17 protein-coding genes and 4 pseudogenes are annotated in these 18405 nt (G+C 42.9%); 20 read left to right on the top strand and 1 reads right to left on the bottom strand.

Translation table 11 applies throughout. The features are described 5' to 3' along the window. Nucleotides 1-139 precede the first annotated feature (139 nt). The 18 genes and pseudogenes from DCC82_RS04095 to rlmD all read left to right on the top strand — a co-directional run bounded on the left by DCC82_RS04095 (nucleotide 140) and on the right by rlmD (nucleotide 15910). A complete protein-coding gene (locus DCC82_RS04095) occupies nucleotides 140-1177 on the top strand; it encodes a DmpA family aminopeptidase (protein WP_012749048.1) in 1038 nt (345 codons plus the stop codon). A gap of 766 nt (nucleotides 1178-1943) precedes the next feature. After that, on the top strand, nucleotides 1944-3023 hold the full coding sequence (locus DCC82_RS04100; RefSeq protein WP_097354075.1) for an ABC transporter ATP-binding protein: 1080 nt from the start codon (nucleotides 1944-1946) through the stop codon (nucleotides 3021-3023). Continuing rightward, nucleotides 3013-3804: an ABC transporter permease gene (locus DCC82_RS04105; protein WP_089096797.1), complete on the top strand. Its 792-nt coding sequence runs from the start codon at nucleotides 3013-3015 to the stop codon at nucleotides 3802-3804. Before DCC82_RS04100 ends, DCC82_RS04105 begins: the two co-directional genes overlap by 11 nt. Before the next feature lie 10 nt (nucleotides 3805-3814). After that, on the top strand, nucleotides 3815-4621 hold the full coding sequence (locus DCC82_RS04110) for an ABC transporter permease (RefSeq protein WP_097354076.1): 807 nt from the start codon (nucleotides 3815-3817) through the stop codon (nucleotides 4619-4621). Next, complete coding sequence (locus DCC82_RS04115; protein WP_097354077.1) at nucleotides 4618-5691, top strand: ABC transporter substrate-binding protein; 1074 nt, start codon at nucleotides 4618-4620, stop codon at nucleotides 5689-5691. The genes DCC82_RS04110 and DCC82_RS04115 overlap by 4 nt, the downstream gene beginning before the upstream one ends. Nucleotides 5692-5711: 20 nt before the next feature. Beyond that, nucleotides 5712-5903 (top strand): annotated as a pseudogene (locus DCC82_RS04120) (hypothetical protein); the annotation flags it as partial. Between the two features lie 127 nt (nucleotides 5904-6030). Further along, on the top strand, nucleotides 6031-6588 hold the full coding sequence (locus DCC82_RS04125) for an NfeD family membrane protein (protein ID WP_062755885.1): 558 nt from the start codon (nucleotides 6031-6033) through the stop codon (nucleotides 6586-6588). Next, on the top strand, nucleotides 6588-8111 hold the full coding sequence (locus DCC82_RS04130; protein ID WP_097354079.1) for a flotillin lipid rafts scaffold protein FloT: 1524 nt from the start codon (nucleotides 6588-6590) through the stop codon (nucleotides 8109-8111). The genes DCC82_RS04125 and DCC82_RS04130 overlap by 1 nt, the downstream gene beginning before the upstream one ends. Before the next feature lie 121 nt (nucleotides 8112-8232). Then, on the top strand, nucleotides 8233-9159 hold the full coding sequence (locus DCC82_RS04135) for a diacylglycerol kinase (RefSeq protein ID WP_097354080.1): 927 nt from the start codon (nucleotides 8233-8235) through the stop codon (nucleotides 9157-9159). A 64-nt stretch (nucleotides 9160-9223) separates the two neighbouring features. Further along, nucleotides 9224-9382, top strand: a pseudogene (locus DCC82_RS04140) (TRAM domain-containing protein); the annotation flags it as partial. Further along, a pseudogene (locus DCC82_RS04145) lies at nucleotides 9381-9602 on the top strand (S1C family serine protease); the annotation flags it as partial. The pseudogenes DCC82_RS04140 and DCC82_RS04145, both read left to right, overlap by 2 nt. Before the next feature lie 197 nt (nucleotides 9603-9799). Beyond that, nucleotides 9800-10069: a hypothetical protein gene (locus tag DCC82_RS04150; protein ID WP_097354081.1), complete on the top strand. Its 270-nt coding sequence runs from the start codon at nucleotides 9800-9802 to the stop codon at nucleotides 10067-10069. A gap of 147 nt (nucleotides 10070-10216) precedes the next feature. Then, the gene (locus DCC82_RS04155; protein ID WP_062679306.1) at nucleotides 10217-10780 is read left to right on the top strand and encodes a sigma-70 family RNA polymerase sigma factor; all 564 of its coding nucleotides are present in this window, start codon (nucleotides 10217-10219) and stop codon (nucleotides 10778-10780) included. Continuing rightward, nucleotides 10777-11229 (top strand): anti-sigma factor, encoded by a 453-nt coding sequence (locus tag DCC82_RS04160; protein WP_062679307.1) that lies wholly within the window; start codon nucleotides 10777-10779, stop codon nucleotides 11227-11229. The genes DCC82_RS04155 and DCC82_RS04160 overlap by 4 nt, the downstream gene beginning before the upstream one ends. After that, nucleotides 11226-12296, top strand: coding sequence for a hypothetical protein (locus tag DCC82_RS04165; RefSeq protein WP_062679308.1), 1071 nt, complete (start codon nucleotides 11226-11228; stop codon nucleotides 12294-12296). Before DCC82_RS04160 ends, DCC82_RS04165 begins: the two co-directional genes overlap by 4 nt. After that, nucleotides 12293-13204, top strand: a complete 912-nt coding sequence (locus tag DCC82_RS04170; RefSeq protein ID WP_062679309.1) for a hypothetical protein — start codon at nucleotides 12293-12295, stop codon at nucleotides 13202-13204. The genes DCC82_RS04165 and DCC82_RS04170 overlap by 4 nt, the downstream gene beginning before the upstream one ends. A 202-nt stretch (nucleotides 13205-13406) precedes the next feature. Continuing rightward, nucleotides 13407-14318: pseudogene (locus DCC82_RS04175) on the top strand (diacylglycerol kinase). Nucleotides 14319-14530: 212 nt separating this feature from the next. Continuing rightward, nucleotides 14531-15910 carry a 23S rRNA (uracil(1939)-C(5))-methyltransferase RlmD gene (rlmD, locus tag DCC82_RS04180; protein ID WP_097354082.1) on the top strand — a complete coding sequence of 460 codons (1380 nt, stop codon included), beginning with the start codon at nucleotides 14531-14533 and terminating at the stop codon, nucleotides 15908-15910. A gap of 26 nt (nucleotides 15911-15936) precedes the next feature. On the opposite strand, the gene DCC82_RS17595 is transcribed toward rlmD, so the two are convergent. After that, nucleotides 15937-16077, bottom strand: a complete 141-nt coding sequence (locus tag DCC82_RS17595) for a hypothetical protein (RefSeq protein WP_187252134.1) — start codon at nucleotides 16075-16077, stop codon at nucleotides 15937-15939. A gap of 400 nt (nucleotides 16078-16477) precedes the next feature. Here DCC82_RS17595 and DCC82_RS04185 point away from each other — a divergent pair, with 400 nt between their 5' ends. After that, complete coding sequence (locus DCC82_RS04185) at nucleotides 16478-17932, top strand: type I restriction-modification system subunit M (RefSeq protein ID WP_097354083.1); 1455 nt, start codon at nucleotides 16478-16480, stop codon at nucleotides 17930-17932. Further along, the gene (locus DCC82_RS04190) at nucleotides 17929-18351 is read left to right on the top strand and encodes a restriction endonuclease subunit S (protein ID WP_097354084.1); all 423 of its coding nucleotides are present in this window, start codon (nucleotides 17929-17931) and stop codon (nucleotides 18349-18351) included. The genes DCC82_RS04185 and DCC82_RS04190 overlap by 4 nt, the downstream gene beginning before the upstream one ends. Nucleotides 18352-18405: the final 54 nt, after the last annotated feature.

Below are 18405 nucleotides of genomic sequence, written 5' to 3' on the forward strand. Positions count from 1 at the left end.
ACATCCATCAATATTTTCTTATAAAGAATAGTTGCACGCAAGGGTTTCAGCTGACCTCGACGAAAACAGATATCAGGGGTATTATGGAAAATGAAATGGATACTGGTTGTTCCTTGAAACCAACAGGAGGAATAAAAGGATGAGAAAAAAGATTCGGGAATTAGGCATTGAAATTGGATCGCTGGAAACGGGAAAGCATAATCAGATCACTGATGTTCCTGGAGTTAAGGTAGGACATGTAACATTAAAGAAAGAGTTGGATGAAAAGACGGTCATTCGAACAGGAGTTACGGCTATTCTTCCTCATGGAGGCAATATTTTTTTGCAAAAGGTGCCTGCTTCGTGTTTTGTTTTAAATGGATTTGGGAAAACAGCGGGATTAGTGCAAGTGGAAGAGCTAGGGGTTATGGAATCACCGATTATGCTTACGAATACGTTCAGTGTGGGCACAGTCTGGCAAGGAACATTGGAATATTTAATGGAACAAAATCAAGAAATAGGGGATACGACTAGTTCAGTGAATATCGTAGTAGGTGAATGCAATGACAGCTATCTAAACACGGTTCATTTTCCTGTCATCGAAAAAGAACATGCAAAACTAGCGATAGAGCAGGCTGTTTTTGATGTCGAAGAGGGTGCGGTGGGCGCAGGCACTGGTACGATGTGTTTCGGCTATAAAGGGGGAATTGGCAGTTCTTCGCGAATCATCCATGGAGGGATTTACACCGTTGGCGCATTGGTTCTTAGCAATTTTGGCAAAAGGGAAGAGTTGTGCATTGCACAGTATCGAAAACCATCATTTGATGAAACAGAAATTCCGAATGGTTCTATTATGATTATTGTCGCAACCAACGCTCCTTTGAGCTCTCGTCAATTGAAGCGGCTGGCAAAACGTGCAGCCTTCGGGCTCGCTCGAACAGGAAGCCATATTCACCATGGAAGCGGAGATATCATCATCGCATTTTCGAACGGATACACTATCCCCCACTTTTCTGAGTCATCTTATTATCAACTTCCGCCGCTCATTCGCGATGATGATCCATTGATGAATGAGCTGTTTCAAGCAGCCATCGAGTCAACGGAGGAAGCCATCTTAAATTCGTTGACAATGGCAGAGACGACAACCGGACGGAACGGGCGAATTGGCGAGGCTATTCCGTATGACCTTTTTCAATGACAACAAAGGGTATGTCTAGATGAATCGGCAACATCGGCATGTTGGCCGGTGAACAAATCGAAATTAGTCTTTATTAGTTTAGTTAATCACCACGTCTGTTTTTGTTGCCGTCGACCTCCAATCATGCAAAAAGTGCGGGGGATCGACGACACTTTATTTTTCGCCCTCCTGCTTACAGGCATCAAGGATCAACTCTATTGACGCAATTTTATAAATGTTTTATACTGGACTTAACCTATTTTGAAAAATGTTGATTTATCAATGATTTTTTGGGGTTTTTATCTTACCTATGAGGAATTGAAACATGAAGAAGGGCGAAAATTATTCGTCAGTGAACTTGAGGTTTTTATCTTACCTATAAGGAATTGAAATCGCGGTATACAACGCCAAAATCTTTCTCATTCATCCCTGTTTTTATCTTACCTATGAGAAATGAAAACCAAGCTAAAAGAGGTTCTATTATTGTTTTTATCGTAATTATGAAATTGAACCAGCGTTCCAACGTGATATAATGAATTGGTAACTATTTATTTTTATCGCACCTACGAGTAATTGCGTAGTGTTCCGGCAGCTTTCCCTGCACCATGTCAATGTCACATTCTGACCTATATGCGCATTCTCGTTTCTCTCTAGCATAATTCTAGTGGAGAAACGAGTTTTTTTATTGCACTTTTATTGTGTGCATGTTCTAATAGTGATTGATGGGAATTAGGAATAGATTGATTTCATTGGCAGAGGATATATTCGAAGCAAGGAGTGGGGGCTGATGGAGAAAGAGGCGATCATCCGCTTTGAGCGGGTGACGAAGGAATACGATGGGTTAGTCGTGCTCGATGATGTCAGTTTTGAGATTGAGCGCGGGAAGTTTTATACCTTGCTCGGGCCGTCGGGATGCGGGAAGACGACGATTCTGCGTTTGATCGCGGGGTTTACGGAGCCGACGAAAGGAACGATTTATTTTCACGGAAAGCCGGTAAATCATGTACCTGCGAATAAGCGGCAAGTGAATACGGTGTTTCAGGATTATGCTTTGTTTCCGCATTTGAACGTGTTTGAAAACGTGGCGTTTGGGCTGCGGATTAAAAAGAAAAAGCGCTCGGAAATTGAGGAAAAAGTAAAACAGGCGCTTCGGTTTGTGAATTTAGAAGGATACGAGAATCGCAGTATTCAAGAAATGTCCGGAGGCCAGCGGCAGCGAGTGGCGATTGCGCGCGCGATTGTCAACGAACCAGAAGTGCTCCTGCTTGATGAGCCGCTGTCGGCGCTTGATTTAAAGCTGCGCACGGAAATGCAATATGAGCTTCGCGAACTGCAGCGAAGCTTAGGGATTACGTTTATTTTTGTCACCCATGACCAAGAAGAGGCGCTGGCGATGTCGGACCAAATTTTTGTGCTCAATAAGGGGAAAATCCAGCAAAGCGGCACACCGAAAGACATTTACGATGAGCCGATTAATCGGTTTGTCGCTGATTTTATCGGTGAATCGAACATCTTGCGAGGCACGATGATTGAAGATTACCTTGTCGAATTCGCTGGGAAGCGGTTTACGTGCGTGGACAAAGGATTTCGCCCGAACGAGCCAGTCGATATTGTCATCCGTCCGGAAGATTTGGACATTACGACAAAAGATCAAGGAAAGCTCCAAGTGCGCGTTGATTCGCTATTGTTCCGAGGTGTACATTACGAGTTGTGCTGCTATGACGAAGATGGGAATGAATGGCTCGTCCATTCGACGAAAAAAGCGGAAGTAGGGGAAGAAATCGGGCTTTATTTTGACCCAGAGGACATTCATGTCATGCGCATTAGCGATGATGAAGATGATGGTGAGAGATCCGATGAAAAATAGTGTACGCAATGTTTACTTATTTCCATATGTAATATGGATTGGGCTATTTGTCGTTGCGCCGATTTTATTGATTTTGTATTATTCGTTTTTTGACATTGACGGGAATTGGTCGCTTTCCAATTATAAAACGTTTTTTACGCCGATTTATTTAAAGATGGCGGTCAGTTCCGTTTGGTACGCGTTTTTGATCACGCTTTTTTCGCTGCTTGTCGCGTATCCGACCGCGTATTTTCTGACGAAAACGAAACATAAACAACTTTGGCTTTTGCTTATTATTTTGCCGACGTGGGTGAATTTGCTTTTAAAAGTGTACGCGTTTCTCGGCATTTTTGGCACGTACGGATTGGCGAATGCGATTTTGGAAACGATCGGCATCGGCACAAAGCAAATTTTATTCACCGATTTTAGTTTCGTATTTGTGTCGGTATACATTTTTATCCCGTTTATGATCCTGCCGATTTTCAACTCGCTGGAGGAGCTGAACCCAACGCTCATTGACGCAGCGCGTGATCTTGGCGCTTCGGCTTGGACGACGTTTCGTCGCGTCGTTTTTCCGCTTACGTTAGATGGGGTGAAAGCGGGATGTCAAGCGGTGTTTATTCCGTCGTTATCGCTGTTTATGATTACGCGTTTAATCGCAGGGAACCGCGTCATTACGCTCGGTACGGCGATTGAACAACATTTTCTTGTCACACAAAACTGGGGCATGGGCTCGACGATTGCGGTGTTTTTAATTATCGCGATGGCTATTGTCGTCATTGCGACAGGAAATCGGAAGTGAGGGTGAGGCGATGCGAGGCAATAAAAAGTGGGCGAACGCGTATTTAGTGTTCGTGTTTCTCATTTTGTACACCCCGATTATTTATTTAATTTACTATTCGTTTAATAGCGGCGGAACGATGCATGATTTCGAAGGGTTTACGCTGGAATGGTATAAAGAGGTGATCGGTGATACCCGTTTATGGATTATCGTGTTAAATACACTGACGATTGCCCTTTTGTCTGCGGCGATTTCCACTATTCTCGGCGTGATGGGAGCGCTTGCGATTTATTATGTGAAAAAGCGGCAAATGAAACAGCTGCTTTTAACGTTGAATAACGTCTTGATCGTCAGCCCCGATGTCATTATCGGCGCCTCATTTCTCATTTTGTTTACGATTATCGGCATTCAGCTCGGTTTTACGTCGGTGCTGCTGTCGCATATCGCCTTTAGTGTTCCGATCGTCGTGTTGATGGTGCTTCCGAAATTGCAGGAAATGAGTCCGACACTGATTGATGCGGCTCGCGATTTAGGGGCGAATCAATGGGATGTGCTGACGAAAGTGATATTGCCGTTTATTGCTCCTGGTATTTTCGCTGGTTTTTTCATGGCATTGACGTATTCGCTGGATGATTTTGCGGTGACGTTTTTTGTGACAGGCAACGGTTTTTCCACGTTATCGGTCGAAATTTATTCGCGGGCGCGTCAAGGCATTTCGCTGTCGATTAACGCATTATCGACATTGTTATTTTTGTTTACGGTTGTGCTGGTGATTGGCTACTACTTTATTAGCCAGAAAAGCAGCTCCTTATACGGAATGAGGGGGCGACGAAAATGAGAAAGCTTATATCATTTTTTGCGGCGGTGTTTCTCGCCTCGTTTGTACTGCTTTACGTGTCTTCCCAGCTGAATAAAGCGGAGGGATATTCTGGAAAGAATACATTGACAGTGTATAACTGGGGCGATTACATCGATCCTGAGCTTATTAAAAAGTTCGAAAAGCAGACGGGCATAAAAGTCATCTACCAAACGTTTGATTCCAATGAAGCGATGATGGCGAAAATTGCCCAAGGCGGCACGACGTTTGATGTTGCCGTTCCTTCTGAATATGCGATCAGTAAAATGAAAGAAGATGGGTTGCTTATTCCGCTCGACCATTCGAAACTGCCGAATTTAAAATATATCAATCCGCGCTTTTTGAATTTATCATTTGATCCAGGCAACAAGTATTCCGTCCCGTATTTTTGGGGGACGGTCGGCATCGTCTATAATCCGGAAATGCTTGGCGGAAAGAAAATCACGAGCTGGAACGATTTATGGGATAAAGATTTGCGCAATCAAATTTTGTTGGTTGACGGCGCGCGTGAAGTGATTGGCATGGGGCTCAACAGTCTGCATTATTCGCTAAATGACACGAATAAGAAACACTTGCAGGAAGCGAAGGAAAAGCTGGACCGCCTCACCCCGAACGTCAAAGCGATTGTCGGCGATGAGATTAAAATGCTTTTGGTCAATGAAGAAGCGGCGATCGGCGTCGTTTGGTCAGGTGATGCGGCGGAGATCATTGCGGAAAATGACAAGCTCGATTATGTCGTGCCGAAAGAAGGATCAAACTTGTGGTTCGATAATATGGTGATTCCGAAAACGGCGAAAAACATTGACGGGGCGCACCAATTTATTAATTTTATGCTTGATCCGAAAAACGCCGCGCAAAACGCGGAGTATGTCGGCTATTCGACGCCGAATGAGAAGGCGCTGGACTATTTGCCGAAAGAAGTAACTGAGGATAAACGGTTTTATCCAGATTTTGAGTCGGTCGGAAACTTAGAAGTGTACGAGAATTCAGGAAAACGAATGCTTGCTTATTACAACGAGCTGTTTTTGCAGTTTAAAATGCATCGGAAATAAGGAAAGGGAGACTGAGAGAATTGAAGCAGTTTAAAAAGTCGTGGCTTGCGTTTTTGACTGTTGTTTTGTTTCTAGCAGGAAAATTAAAGTGGGTGCTGGCGATTTTTAAGTTTTTAAAATTCAGTTCTCTCATTTCCTTATTTATTTCGATCGGCGCATATGCGCTTGTATACGGATGGAAGTTTGCGGTGGCGCTCGTGTATTTGCTTTATTTTAAAAAAAAGAGGAAATATGCAAGATAATGTAAGAAAAATTAATATTAATCTGAAAAGTTATGAAACAGAAACGCATGGCATTTCGTATAATTAAATAGACGATGGCGGAAAGAGGGTGCGGGGATTGTTCGGATATCCACTAGAAACAGTGTATTTGGGTGTGCTTATTGTAAGCGGCAGTTTGACGTTATTATATATTTTGCTAAGCGATATGATCGACGGCATCTTTGAGATGCCAGACCATCCATGGTTCAGCCCACAGCTTATTTTATCATTTTTTACCGTCGGAAGTGCGTCCGGTTTTTTGTTCGAACGATATACGGGGATGTCTAGCGCGCTCATCGCTTTGATTAGCGCAGGAATTGCTGTCATTGTCGTCTTGCTTTTGCACTTTTTCGTATTTATTCCGCTCCGCTCTGCGGAAACATCACTGAATTATTCGGAAACGGACTTGGAAGGGTCGCTTGCGAAAGTGATTGTAACTGTGCCGTCCGATGGGTTTGGAGAGATTTTGTTGCAGCGGAAGAGCGGAGCGATTTCGAAACCAGCAAAAAGCATGGACAACGAAGAAATCGCCTCAGGGACGGAAGTGATTATCGTGAAAATGGAAAACGGCGTCGCTGTTGTGGCGAAGCACGATCCATATTATATTTCATCATTACATAAAGGGGGATATGCTTAATGACGCCAATGTTAATTGTTATCGGCGTTGTCGTACTGCTTCTTATCGGATTAGTAGCTATTTTTATGCTTCGTTATCGCACTGTCGGACCAGATGAAGCACTCATTGTGACAGGAAGTTATTTAGGAAGCAAAAATGTGCATGTCGATGAATCAGGAAATAAAATTAAAATTGTCCGCGGCGGCGGGACGTTTGTACTGCCGATTTTCCAGCAGGCGGAGCCGCTTAGCCTTCTTTCTATTAAACTAGATGTACAGACGCCGGAAGTTTATACGGAACAAGGCGTTCCCGTCATGGCGGATGGCGTGGCGATCATTAAAGTAGGCAGTTCCATTGGCGAGATTGCTACAGCGGCGGAGCAATTTTTAGGAAAAACACGCCAAGATATGGAAAATGAAGCGCGTGAAGTATTGGAAGGCCATCTTCGCTCCATTCTCGGTTCGATGACGGTCGAGGAAATTTATAAAAACCGCGACAAGTTTTCACAAGAAGTGCAGCGTGTCGCCTCGCAAGACTTGGCGAAAATGGGGCTTGTCATCGTATCGTTTACCATTAAAGATGTGCGCGATAAAAATGGTTATTTAGATGCATTAGGAAAACCTCGCATTGCCCAAGTGAAACGCGACGCCGACATCGCGACAGCTGAAGCGGAAAAAGAAACGCGTATTAAACGCGCGGAAGCGGATAAAGAAGCGCGCAAAGCGGAGCTAGAGCGCTTGACGGAAATCGCGGAAGCAGAAAAAATTAATCAGTTGAAATTAGCGGAATTCCGTCGTGAACAAGATATCGCGAAAGCGCGAGCCGATCAGGCTTATCATTTAGAAGAAGCGAAAGCAAAACAAGAAGTTACGGAACAACAAATGCAAATTAAAATTATCGAGCGGCAAAAGCAAATCGAGCTCGAGGAAAAAGAAATTTTGCGGCGTGAGCGTCAATACGATTCCGAAGTGAAGAAAAAAGCCGACGCCGAACGTTATGCGATCGAGCAGGCGGCTGCGGCGGAAAAAACAAAATTAATGGCAGAAGCAGAAGCGCAAAAATACCGGATCGAAGCGATGGCAAAAGCGGAGGCAGAACGAATCCGGCTTGACGGGCTTGCTAAGGCAGAAGCGGAAAAAGCAAAAGGGGAAGCAGAAGCAGAAATTATCCGCTTGAAAGGATTGGCCGAAGCGGAAGCAAAACAAAAAATTGCCGAAGCGTTCGAACGGTATGGTCAAGCGGCGATTCTCGACATGATCATCAAAATGCTTCCTGAATACGCGAAACAAGTGGCAAGTCCGCTTGCGAATATCGATAAAATTACGATTGTCGATACGGGTTCTAATAGCACAAACGGCGGGGCGAACCGCATTACCGGCTATGCGACCAATTTAATGGCCAGCCTGCAGGAAACATTGAAAGCTTCCACGGGGATCGATGTGAAACAATTGCTAGAAAACTTTGCGGCGAAAGGAAATGTGGAACCGCCAAGTATCCAAGAGAGTGAAGACGCGGTGGAGCAACGGAAAACAGCAGGGCAATAATGAAAAGGGCTGAGAGATCAGCCCTTTCTTGATGGAAAGACGTCATCGTTGCAACTGCTGGGCAATTCCGCTATTATGTTAAATAGTGGAATTGACATTAATAAAGTAGGATGATGAAACGATGAAGCGTGCAAGGATCATTTACAATCCAACGTCAGGTCGAGAAATATTTAAAAAACATTTGCCAGATGTGTTAATACATTTAGAAAAAGCAGGCTATGAAACATCTTGCCATGCGACGACAGGAGCGGGAGATGCGACGGAAGCGGCGCGGAAAGCGGTCGAACGCGAATTTGATTTAGTCGTCGCCGCCGGCGGGGATGGAACGATTAATGAAGTGGTCAACGGTCTTGCCGATCAAGACTATCGACCAAAGCTTGGCATTATTCCTGTCGGCACGACGAACGATTTCGCCCGTGCGATCGGGGTGCCGCGTACTATCGAAGGAGCTTGCAACATTATTACCAACGGGGAAGCGGTTCCGATTGATATCGGCTCTGTCACCAATGAAGGAAAAACGCGCTATTTTATTAACATTGCGGGAGGCGGCCGTTTAACAGAACTAACCTATGAGGTGCCAAGCAAATTGAAAACGGTGCTTGGCCAGCTTGCCTACTACTTAAAAGGTATTGAGATGCTGCCATCGATTAAAGCGACAGAGGCGCGCATTGAATATGACGGAAAAGTGTTTGAAGGAGAAATTATGCTCTTTTTAGTATCGCTCACCAACTCTGTCGGCGGCTTTGAAAAGTTAGCGCCTGATTCTTCACTGAATGATGGCATGTTTGATTTAATTATTTTAAAGAAAACGAATTTGGCGGAATTTATCCGATTAGTGACGCTCGCGGCGCGCGGCGAACATATTAATGACCCGAATCTGATTTACACGAAGGCAAACCGCATTAAAGTAACTTCGCCAAACAATATGCAGCTAAATTTAGACGGCGAGTACGGCGGCATGCTTCCGGGCGAATTTGTTAACTTATATCGCCATATGAACGTATTTGTTCCGAAAGAAAAAGCTGAGCAAATGAGAACAGGGGAGTGAACCTGTTCTTTTTTGTTCGACTATGCTACAATCTTGACAGCATTTCGCGGAAGGGGAAAGACAAATGGAAACACCAGTAGCAAAAAACGAATATTATGACGTCGTATTTGAAGATTTAACGCACGACGGGGCAGGGGTGGCGAAAATCGATGGTTTTCCAATTTTCGTTCCAAACGGTTTGCCCGGTGAAAAAGCGAAAGTGAAAGTTATCAAAGTAAATCGATGTAGCGATTAACCTGGGAAACAGTGGCGGAGCATTGATTAATAGCGCTGGACAAGTTGTTGGAATTAATAGTCTCAAAATTTCAGAAGATGGTGTAGAGGGATTAGGTTTTGCGATTCCGAGTGAAGATGTGAAGCCTATTGTGGAAGATTTATTGCAATACGGAGAAGTGAAACGGACCTATCTTGGGGTAGGATTGCGGAATGTAAGCGATTTTTCAGCAGCGATTCTCGACTATTGGTGAATCATGTTTTTCTCTTAAAACAAGAAGGATTTTCTATGACAACATTAGAATTAAGTTTACAAACATGAATTCCATAAAATAGATGATTGTTTTCATAAATCCTTACGACGATTACATGTTTTTGTGAGGAGGGCTTCTAACTCTTATCTAAATTTGTTTATTGGAGGGATTAAATGACGGAGAATCAGTTAAAATGGACCGGTTTTTTTGTAACCGTAATAGGAGTTGTTGGATTGGTTCTCATTTTTTTTAGTGTTGATTTTGGAACGTCCTTGGCAGACTCATGGGTAGCAAAGCAAGGCGGAGCGAGTACGGAGCGTTATCATATCATATTAGAAAGTTATATTCATAGCTTTCTCATTGCTGGAAACATACTATTTGGATTCAGTCTCTTATTCGCTATTTTTACTTATTTTGCGTTTATGTTGTTACCCAAAAGGTAGAAATTTACTGAACGAACGATTGGTTTGGTTTTAAGGAGAAAAAGATGGGGCGCCTGTTTCCTAGGCGTTTTTTTATTTCACAAAAATTGACACAAAAAAAATTACAAAAAAGTGTAGGGCAAACGGCTAATGATTTCGTCTATATAAGTGAAGACAGATAGAAAGGGGGAGAGTGAGATTCAGGACGAAGCATTAATCGCGAAAGCAAGGAAAGGAGACGAGCATGCATTTCGCCTGTTAATCGAGAAATACCGCAATTATTTATTTAAAACGGTGTACTCGATTATTCGCAACGAAAAAGATGCCGAGGATGTTACGCAGGAAGTATTTGTGCGGATTTATTTTTCACTCCCCCGATATCAGTCACAAGGCTTTAAAACATGGATGACGCGCATTGCTGTGAACTACGCGATTGATGTCAAGCGGAAAATGCAGCGGCAGCGTGAAGAAGTAATGGAGTCCATTGAGGCCGAAGCCGATGAAAGGGTTGAAGTTTCGGTTATGAAAAAAGAGGAGCGAGAGCGAATCCGCCAACGTCTTGAGGAAATTCCGCTTAACTATCGAGATGTTATTTACGCTTATTACATAGATGAAAAATCGTATCAACAAATTGCGAAAGAACAAAATGTCGAAGTGAAAACGGTCGAGACAAAGCTTTACAGAGCACGCAGCTGGCTAAGAAAGCATTGGAGGGAGGAGGATTTTCAATGAGTCATTACACGAACGAAGAATGGCGGCAGTTCATTTGTGATGTACTGCCAGAGGAAAAAAGAGAGGAAATGGAGAGCCACCTTTATAGTTGTGATCAATGCTTAGCGGTATATATGGAGCTCATTGAAGAAAATGCTTCCGACTTGCCGAATCCTTCCGATGAAGCTGTTTCAGCCGATGTCATCCTTGCACAAGTTGAACAATATAAAAAGCCAAAGCGTACGAAGCAGACACAGACGAAGCAAAAATTGCTTCATTACGGAATTGCCGCTGCGATTACGATTGGGTTTATGTCTTCGGGAATTTTTCAATTAGTCACAAATGCCGGCGTTGTTGGAACAGATTTATCAGGAAACAGGCCGGCCTATACGGAACAATGGATGGATAAAACATTATCATTTCTCGATTGGCTAAAGGTAAATCAAAAGGAGGAAGTGAATAATCGATGAACAAAAATTCGTTAGTTGCGTTCTTTTTATCATTTATCCCTGGTGCTGGGCATTTTTATTTAAATAAAAAAGCAAGGGGAGTGTTTTATAGCTTTTCCTTTTTTGCGCCGATTGTGCTCGCGGTCGGTCTTGTCTTTTTGACATATAATAGTGGACCGCTGGCGATCGTCCTCTTTTCTTTATTGATTTGGTTGATCAGTATTTTAGATATGATTCTTACACTCATCAAAAGACAGCCGGAGCATACACTTGTCCAAGGAGAGGTTTTACAGGCAAATCAGGACAACGAGAAGTTTTACACGATTCTTCTTTCCTTCATTCCCGGGCTCGGGCATTTCCAGCTCGGCTTGATGAACCGAGGGTTAACGTTATTAATCAGCTTCTTTGGGCTTATGATCATGATATTTTTTGTAACGGTATTGCTGCATGAAGGCAGCTTCTTAGTTTTTTTAGGAATTTTGCCGATCGTTTGGATTTACAACATGTTTGATGTTGTTCAACAGCTCAATCGAAAACAAAACGGCGAGTCACTGGTCGATCGAACGATTTTCGAAGATTTTGAAGCGAAACGAGAGGATGGAAGGAAAAGCAAAACACTTGCGACTCTTCTTTCGATTTTTCCGGGTGCGGGTCATATGTACTTAGGATTACAGCGCAGAGGCTTGCAGTTAATGGCCGCCTTTTTGCTGGCGATTTATGTGATGGATGTGTTAAGACTGTCTGCCTTTTTCTTCCTTATTCCGCTCATTTGGTTTTACAGCTTTTTTGACGCATTGCAGAAGGCGTCGAAGTATGGCGAAGAAGAGCTTGAGGATCAGCCGATCGTTTCCTACTTTATCAATCATCAAAGATGGGTTGGATTCGGATTATTGTTGTTAGGTCTTTATTATTTGCTTGACAGCATCCTGCTTCCAGCATTTGCTTCGCATCTATCAAAGCTATTACAAATCGATATTTATTACTGGTACAATCAATTTTTCCAAACAACGATCGTTTGCATTTTGTTAATTGGCGGCGGCTTCAAGCTGCTTTTAGGCAGTAAAGAGAAGAAGGAGGGGACGAAATGAGAAAATGGCGCGTTGGGACGGTGTCAATGGGAGCCTCTCTTATTTTGCTTGGCATCGTGTTGTTTATTTCTCAATGGGAAGGAATGGGAGCTGCAGACATTTTTGCGAGCTGGTGGCCGTTTCTCTTAGTGTTGCTTGGCGTTGAAATTCTTGTGTATCTTTATTTTTCGAAGCAGGAAAATACATTGATCAAATATGATTTTTTGAGCATCATCTTTATCGGGGTGCTCGGTTCGGTAGCCGTTTTATTTGTATTGCTTTCATCAACAGGAATATGGCAAGAAATTCGCACGGTCGTTAGTGCAGAAACGAAAGTCTTTCACCTGCCGAATGTCCGGCAGTCTGTTTCGCCTGAGATGAAGAGAACTGTCTTACAAACAGGGAGCCAACCGATTGTGATTGAAGGAGGCAGCAACGGTGAAATTCAAATCTTTGGAACATACCAATCTCTTTCAGCCAACGACATCAAAAAGCAGGAAGATTATGTTGCGATGAATATTGTCGGGGATACGATGTATATTACTATAAAAGAAATGCCGCGGAAGGAAGGACTGTTTCATACGGTGAACGCGATGACCCCGACTGTCGTTATTCCGCAGCATCTTTCGCTCGAAGTACGCGGGAACTATAATTCAGTGCTTCTTTATCCGCGGAAGCTTGCCGCCAATTGGACTGTTTCAAAAGCGGAGGATGTTCAGATTAGCCTTGATAAAAATACAGATATTCTCGTAACAGCTGTGACGCGTGAGAGTTTAGAAGACGGAAATATCGCGTGGCAAAGAGAAAGCGGAGAGACAGAAAAAACGTTGCCGGAGCAAACGTTTAAAGGCAAGGTTCAATTAGGGGACGGAACTCATCATATTTATGTTTTTGATTCACAGCATGCAGCGGTGCATGTGTCAAATTAAGTAACTAAGAACCACCGAGGTGTCAGCGTATTTTTAATGAAAACTTTTGTCCGTTTTTGATATAATATTTCAGCTATAACATCTTTCCTTTTTAAAGACGAAAAAATTGCAACAGCCTTTTTTATAATGGTAAATAGTGGAAAATATGTATTTATTTAATCTTTGGGCAAATAGGATGATGGGGATATGAAAAGAGCGAAGAATTATTTACAATCCAACATCAGGACGTGAGTTGTTTAAAAAGCATTAGCCCGATGTATTAATTCAGCTGGAACAAGCCGGTTATGAAACGTCTTGTCATGCGACAACGGGAGCGGGGGATGCGACAAAGGCGGAACGGGCAGTGGTCGAGCGCAAATTTGACCTTGTTATCGCTGCCGGCGGAGATGGGACGATTAACGAAGTAGTGAATGGAATTGCCAATCAAACATATCGTCCGAAGCTTGGCATTATCCCGGTTGGCATGACGAACGATTTTGCCCGGGCGGTTGGTGTTCTGCGCACAATTGAAGGAGCATGCGATATCATTATTAACGGTGAAGCGGTGCCGATTGATATCGGCTGTGTGACGAATGAAGGAAAGACGCGTTACTTTATTAACATTGCCGGAGGCGGCCGTTTAACCGAGTTAACGTATGAAGTGCCGAGCAAATTAAAAACGATGCTCGGTCAGCTGGCGTATTATTTAAAAGGAATTGAAATGCTGCCGTCGATTAAAGCGACTGAGGTGCGCATTGAGTATGACGGCAAGGTGTATGAAGGCGAAATTATGCTGTTTTTAGCTTCGCTGACGAATTCTGTCGGCGGTTTTGAAAAGTTGGCGCCAGACTCCTCGTTGAATGACGGCATGTTTGATTTAATTATTTTAAAGAAAACAAATCTTGCGGAATTTATCCGTATTGCCACGCTTGCTGCAAGAGGTGCGCACATTAACGATCCGCATTTAATTTGTACGAAGGCGAACCGCATTAAAGTCACCTCGCCAAACAAAATCCAGCTTAATTTAGATGGCGAGTACGGCGGACTGTTGCCTGGCGAGTTCGTCAACTTGTATCAACATCTTGAAGTATTTGTACCAAAGGAAAAAGCAGAACAAATGAGAGCAGGATATTAGCGCGGAGCACATAGTGGTGCTGGAGCTGCCTGATAAGTGTCTGACCTCACATCCATTTCACGATATATGATGTTGCGGGGTCTGACACTTTGCTTTTGGTCAGCCTTGGGCACCCTATATGGTAACAGTGCTGTGACCTGTTCTCTTTTTGTGTCCGAAGCGATTGTATGATACAATCAGTGCAGCATTTTCACGAAAAGGAAGTAGGAACGATGACAAAAGTAGAAGCTCCAGTTGCGAAAAATGAATACTATGACGTCACTTTTGAAGATTTGACGCATGACGGGTTAGGCGTTGCGAAAATCGATGGATTCCCGATTTTTGTCAAAAACGGCCTTCCGGGGGAAAAAGCGAAAATAAAAGTCATTAAAGTGAAAAAAGGATATGGATACGGACGCCTCATCGAGTTGTATGAGCAAAGCCCGGACCGCGTCGCGCCTCTGTGTCCGATTTACAAGCAATGCGGCGGCTGCCAGCTGCAGCACTTAAGCTACGAAGGGCAGCTTCGGGCAAAACAGAAACATGTCAAAGAAGTGATGGCACGCATCGGGAAATTGGAAAATGTCATCGTTCATCCTGTCATCGGCATGAAAGACCCGTGGCGCTATCGCAATAAGGCACAAGTGCCTGTCGGCGAGCGCGAAGGCGGGCTTGTCGCTGGCTTTTACCAAGAGCGCAGCCATGAAATTATCGATATGGATGCCTGTCTCATCCAGCAAGAGATGAATGATGTCGTCGTGCAGACAGTGAAAAAGATTTGTGAAAAATATAAGGTGCCTGCCTATAATGAGGTGGCGCATAAAGGCGTTCTCCGCCATATTATGGCGCGTTACGGGGCAGTGACAAAAGAAGTGATGGTCGTCCTTATTACCCGCACGGAAGAGTTGCCGCACAAAAAGAAAATTGTGCAGGAAATTATTGACTCCGTGCCAAATGTAAAATCGATTATTCAAAACATTAACCCGAAAAAGACGAATGTCATTATGGGTGACGAGACGAAAGTATTGTGGGGTGCCGAATACATTTACGATTACATCGGTGACATTAAATTCGCGATCTCGGCACGTTCTTTCTATCAAGTCAATCCCGAACAGACGAAAGTGCTGTATGAAAAAGCGTTGGAATACGCGCAATTAACGGGAAAAGAAACGGTCATTGACGCCTACTGCGGCATCGGCACGATTTCGTTGTTTTTAGCAAAAAAAGCGAAAAAAGTGTACGGTGTCGAAGTGGTGCCGGAAGCGATTGAAGACGCAAAGCGCAACGCTGAATTAAACGGCATCACCAACGTTGAATTTGCCGTCGGCGAGGCGGAAGCAGTCATTCCGAAATGGTACGAACAAGGCATCCGCGCGGACTGTATCGTTGTCGACCCGCCGCGCAAAGGCTGTGATGAAACACTTTTGCAAACGATCATCGCCATGAAACCAAAGCGCGTTGTGTATGTGTCCTGCAACCCGGCGACATTGGCAAGGGATTTACGAATCCTCGAAGACGGCGGGTATAAAACATTAGAAGTGCAGCCGGTTGATATGTTTCCGCATACTGCGCATGTGGAGTGTGTCTCGCAGATCGTTTTGAGAGAAAATTAAGCAGGAAACGCTTTTGTTTCCTGCTTTTATTCATTCGGAGCGGAGAATCGATAAAAGATTTTTGGAGTTCTATCCGCTTTAATTTCAATAATGGATTTAATAAGTTCAGAAAAGGTTACTTTAGGGTCACTATAAATGCGTTCTATAGAATTTAATTGGTTCTTCATGATAGTTGGCTCCTTTCATTTAAAGGTAAGTCTAAAAATAAAAACCGCAGAGTACCCAGCCACATCCACATACATTAAGTGGCTTAGTAACCTCTGCGGTTTTCGCTTTTTGTCGGGTTACGGAGTCAGTATTTAATTTTTTGTTTGGAGATCTTTCTAAGGATTAATTTTGAATACATTATATCTTTGTTTTTTTATATTTTAAGGGTTTTTCTAAAAAAATTGGTGGTTTCATTTTTCAGTTTTTTACCCATCGAGCAAATTCATTATTCGGTTAATTGCCTGTCTAGGTATCATTATTTTCCTTTTTTGATAGTTAATTGAATCCAGCGAAATCAAAGTTTCTAACGCCGATAAAACTATGTATAATTAAGTTTGGAAATAATAAGGAGGCAGCTATATGATTACTGGAGAATTAAAGAACAAAGTCGATAAAATATGGGAAACGTTTTGGACGGGCGGAATTACGAACCCGCTGACGGTCATTGAACAATTTACATACCTCTTATTTATTAAAGGCCTTGATGAAGCTGAAACCCAAAGAGAGAAAGAGGCTGCTTTATTAGGAATTGAGTTTGAACGAATCTTTCCTGAAGATAAACAACACTTGCGTTGGAGCAAATTTAAAAATCTAGAAGCTTCCCAAATGTATGAAATTGTATCTAAGGAAGTATTTCCTTTTATTAAAAGCTTGCATGGCAATAAAAATTCCGCATATGCCAAGTATATGAGCGATGCGATTTTTATGATTCCTACGCCGCAAATGCTTTCCAAAATTGTGGACGGTATTGATAAACTCCCAATGAAGGACCGCGATTTACAAGGGGATTTATATGAATATTTGTTATCCAAAATCGCGACCGCAGGCACGAACGGGCAATTCCGTACACCGCGTCATATTATCAATATGATGGTAGAGTTAGTCAAACCAACACCGGAAGATATTATTGTTGATCCGGCCGCCGGTTCCGCAGGTTTCTTAGTAGCGGCAGGAGAGTATTTGCGCAAACATCGCAGCGACTTATTTTTAGTGCAAAGTTTAAAAGAACATTTTAATAACCATATGTTCTACGGTTTTGACATGGACCGCACGATGCTGCGGATTGGCGCGATGAACATGATGCTCCATGGCATTGAAAATCCAAATATCGAATATCGCGACTCCTTGTCGGAACAAAACAAAGATAAGGACAAATACACTCTTGTCCTTGCCAATCCGCCTTTTAAAGGTTCATTAGATTATGATGCAGTTTCAAATGATTTGTTAAAAGTTGTAAAGACAAAGAAAACCGAACTTTTATTTTTGGCATTATTCTTACGCATTTTAAAAACGGGCGGACGTTGCGCGTGCATTGTGCCGGACGGGGTATTGTTCGGCAGCTCGAAGGCGCATAAAGATATCCGCAAAGAAATTGTGGAAAATCATAAGTTAGAAGCGATTATTTCCATGCCAAGCGGCGTATTTAAACCATATGCCGGGGTTTCTACGGCGATCATGATTTTTACAAAAACAGGCGTCGGCGGAACAGATCACGTCTGGTTTTACGACATGAAAGCCGATGGCTACTCTTTAGACGACAAGCGCACCCCGATTGAAGACAACGACATTCCGGATATCATTGCGCGCTTCCATAACCGTGAAGCGGAAAAAGACCGGAAACGTACGGAGCAGTCGTTCTTTGTGTCGGTGGAAGAAATTCGTGAAAATGACTATGACCTTTCGATTAACAAGTATAAAGAAATTGAGTATGAAGAAGTGCAGTATGAAGCGCCGAGTGTGATACTTGAGAGAGTACTGGATTTAGAGAAACAAATTGTAAATGGATTGAAAGAACTGGAGGATATGTTAAAGTGAGTAACAACTTATATCGATTATCAGATATATGTTCTCCAAAACAATGGAAAACAATTAGTATGAATCAATTGACAGATGAAGGATATCCGGTTTATGGAGCAAATGGGATTATTGGTTACTACTCTGAATATACACATACTGAAGAAACTATCCTAATAACTTGTAGAGGGGCTACATGTGGCGAGATTAATATATGTCAGCCATATTCGTATGTAACTGGAAACGCAATGGCACTTGATTCCCTTGATAAAGAAAAAGTTGATCTAAAATATCTATATTATTATTTAAAATACAGAGGTTTTAAGGATGTTATTTCGGGAAGTGCGCAACCACAGATAACAAGAAATAATATTTCAAAAATAAAAATTTATTTACCAGATAAGAATAGACAAATGCTAATCTCCAGCTCTGAGGAGTAAAAATTCTTCGAGATAAATTGAACTTCTAGCCCCCAAATTTTGATAAATATGCGA

Source organism: Geobacillus sp. LYN3 (assembly GCF_003064505.1).
GTDB classification, from domain to species: Bacteria; Bacillota; Bacilli; order Bacillales; family Anoxybacillaceae; genus Parageobacillus_B; species Parageobacillus_B toebii.

Bases quoted from the DNA above. Each gene is read 5' to 3' on its own strand.
- DCC82_RS04185 (WP_097354083.1), top strand. From the start codon at position 16,478: ATGATTACTGGAGAATTAAAGAACAAAGTCGATAAAATATGGGAAACG.
- DCC82_RS04095 (WP_012749048.1), top strand. From the start codon at position 140: ATGAGAAAAAAGATTCGGGAATTAGGCATTGAAATTGGATCGCTGGAA.
- DCC82_RS04150 (WP_097354081.1), top strand. From the start codon at position 9,800: ATGACGGAGAATCAGTTAAAATGGACCGGTTTTTTTGTAACCGTAATA.
- DCC82_RS04165 (WP_062679308.1), top strand. From the start codon at position 11,226: ATGAACAAAAATTCGTTAGTTGCGTTCTTTTTATCATTTATCCCTGGT.
- DCC82_RS04105 (WP_089096797.1), top strand. From the start codon at position 3,013: ATGAAAAATAGTGTACGCAATGTTTACTTATTTCCATATGTAATATGG.
- rlmD (WP_097354082.1), top strand. From the start codon at position 14,531: ATGACAAAAGTAGAAGCTCCAGTTGCGAAAAATGAATACTATGACGTC.
- DCC82_RS04170 (WP_062679309.1), top strand. From the start codon at position 12,293: ATGAGAAAATGGCGCGTTGGGACGGTGTCAATGGGAGCCTCTCTTATT.
- DCC82_RS04100 (WP_097354075.1), top strand. From the start codon at position 1,944: ATGGAGAAAGAGGCGATCATCCGCTTTGAGCGGGTGACGAAGGAATAC.
- DCC82_RS04110 (WP_097354076.1), top strand. From the start codon at position 3,815: ATGCGAGGCAATAAAAAGTGGGCGAACGCGTATTTAGTGTTCGTGTTT.
- DCC82_RS17595 (WP_187252134.1), bottom strand. From the start codon at position 16,077: ATGAAGAACCAATTAAATTCTATAGAACGCATTTATAGTGACCCTAAA.
- DCC82_RS04160 (WP_062679307.1), top strand. From the start codon at position 10,777: ATGAGTCATTACACGAACGAAGAATGGCGGCAGTTCATTTGTGATGTA.
- DCC82_RS04135 (WP_097354080.1), top strand. From the start codon at position 8,233: ATGAAGCGTGCAAGGATCATTTACAATCCAACGTCAGGTCGAGAAATA.
- DCC82_RS04115 (WP_097354077.1), top strand. From the start codon at position 4,618: ATGAGAAAGCTTATATCATTTTTTGCGGCGGTGTTTCTCGCCTCGTTT.
- DCC82_RS04130 (WP_097354079.1), top strand. From the start codon at position 6,588: ATGACGCCAATGTTAATTGTTATCGGCGTTGTCGTACTGCTTCTTATC.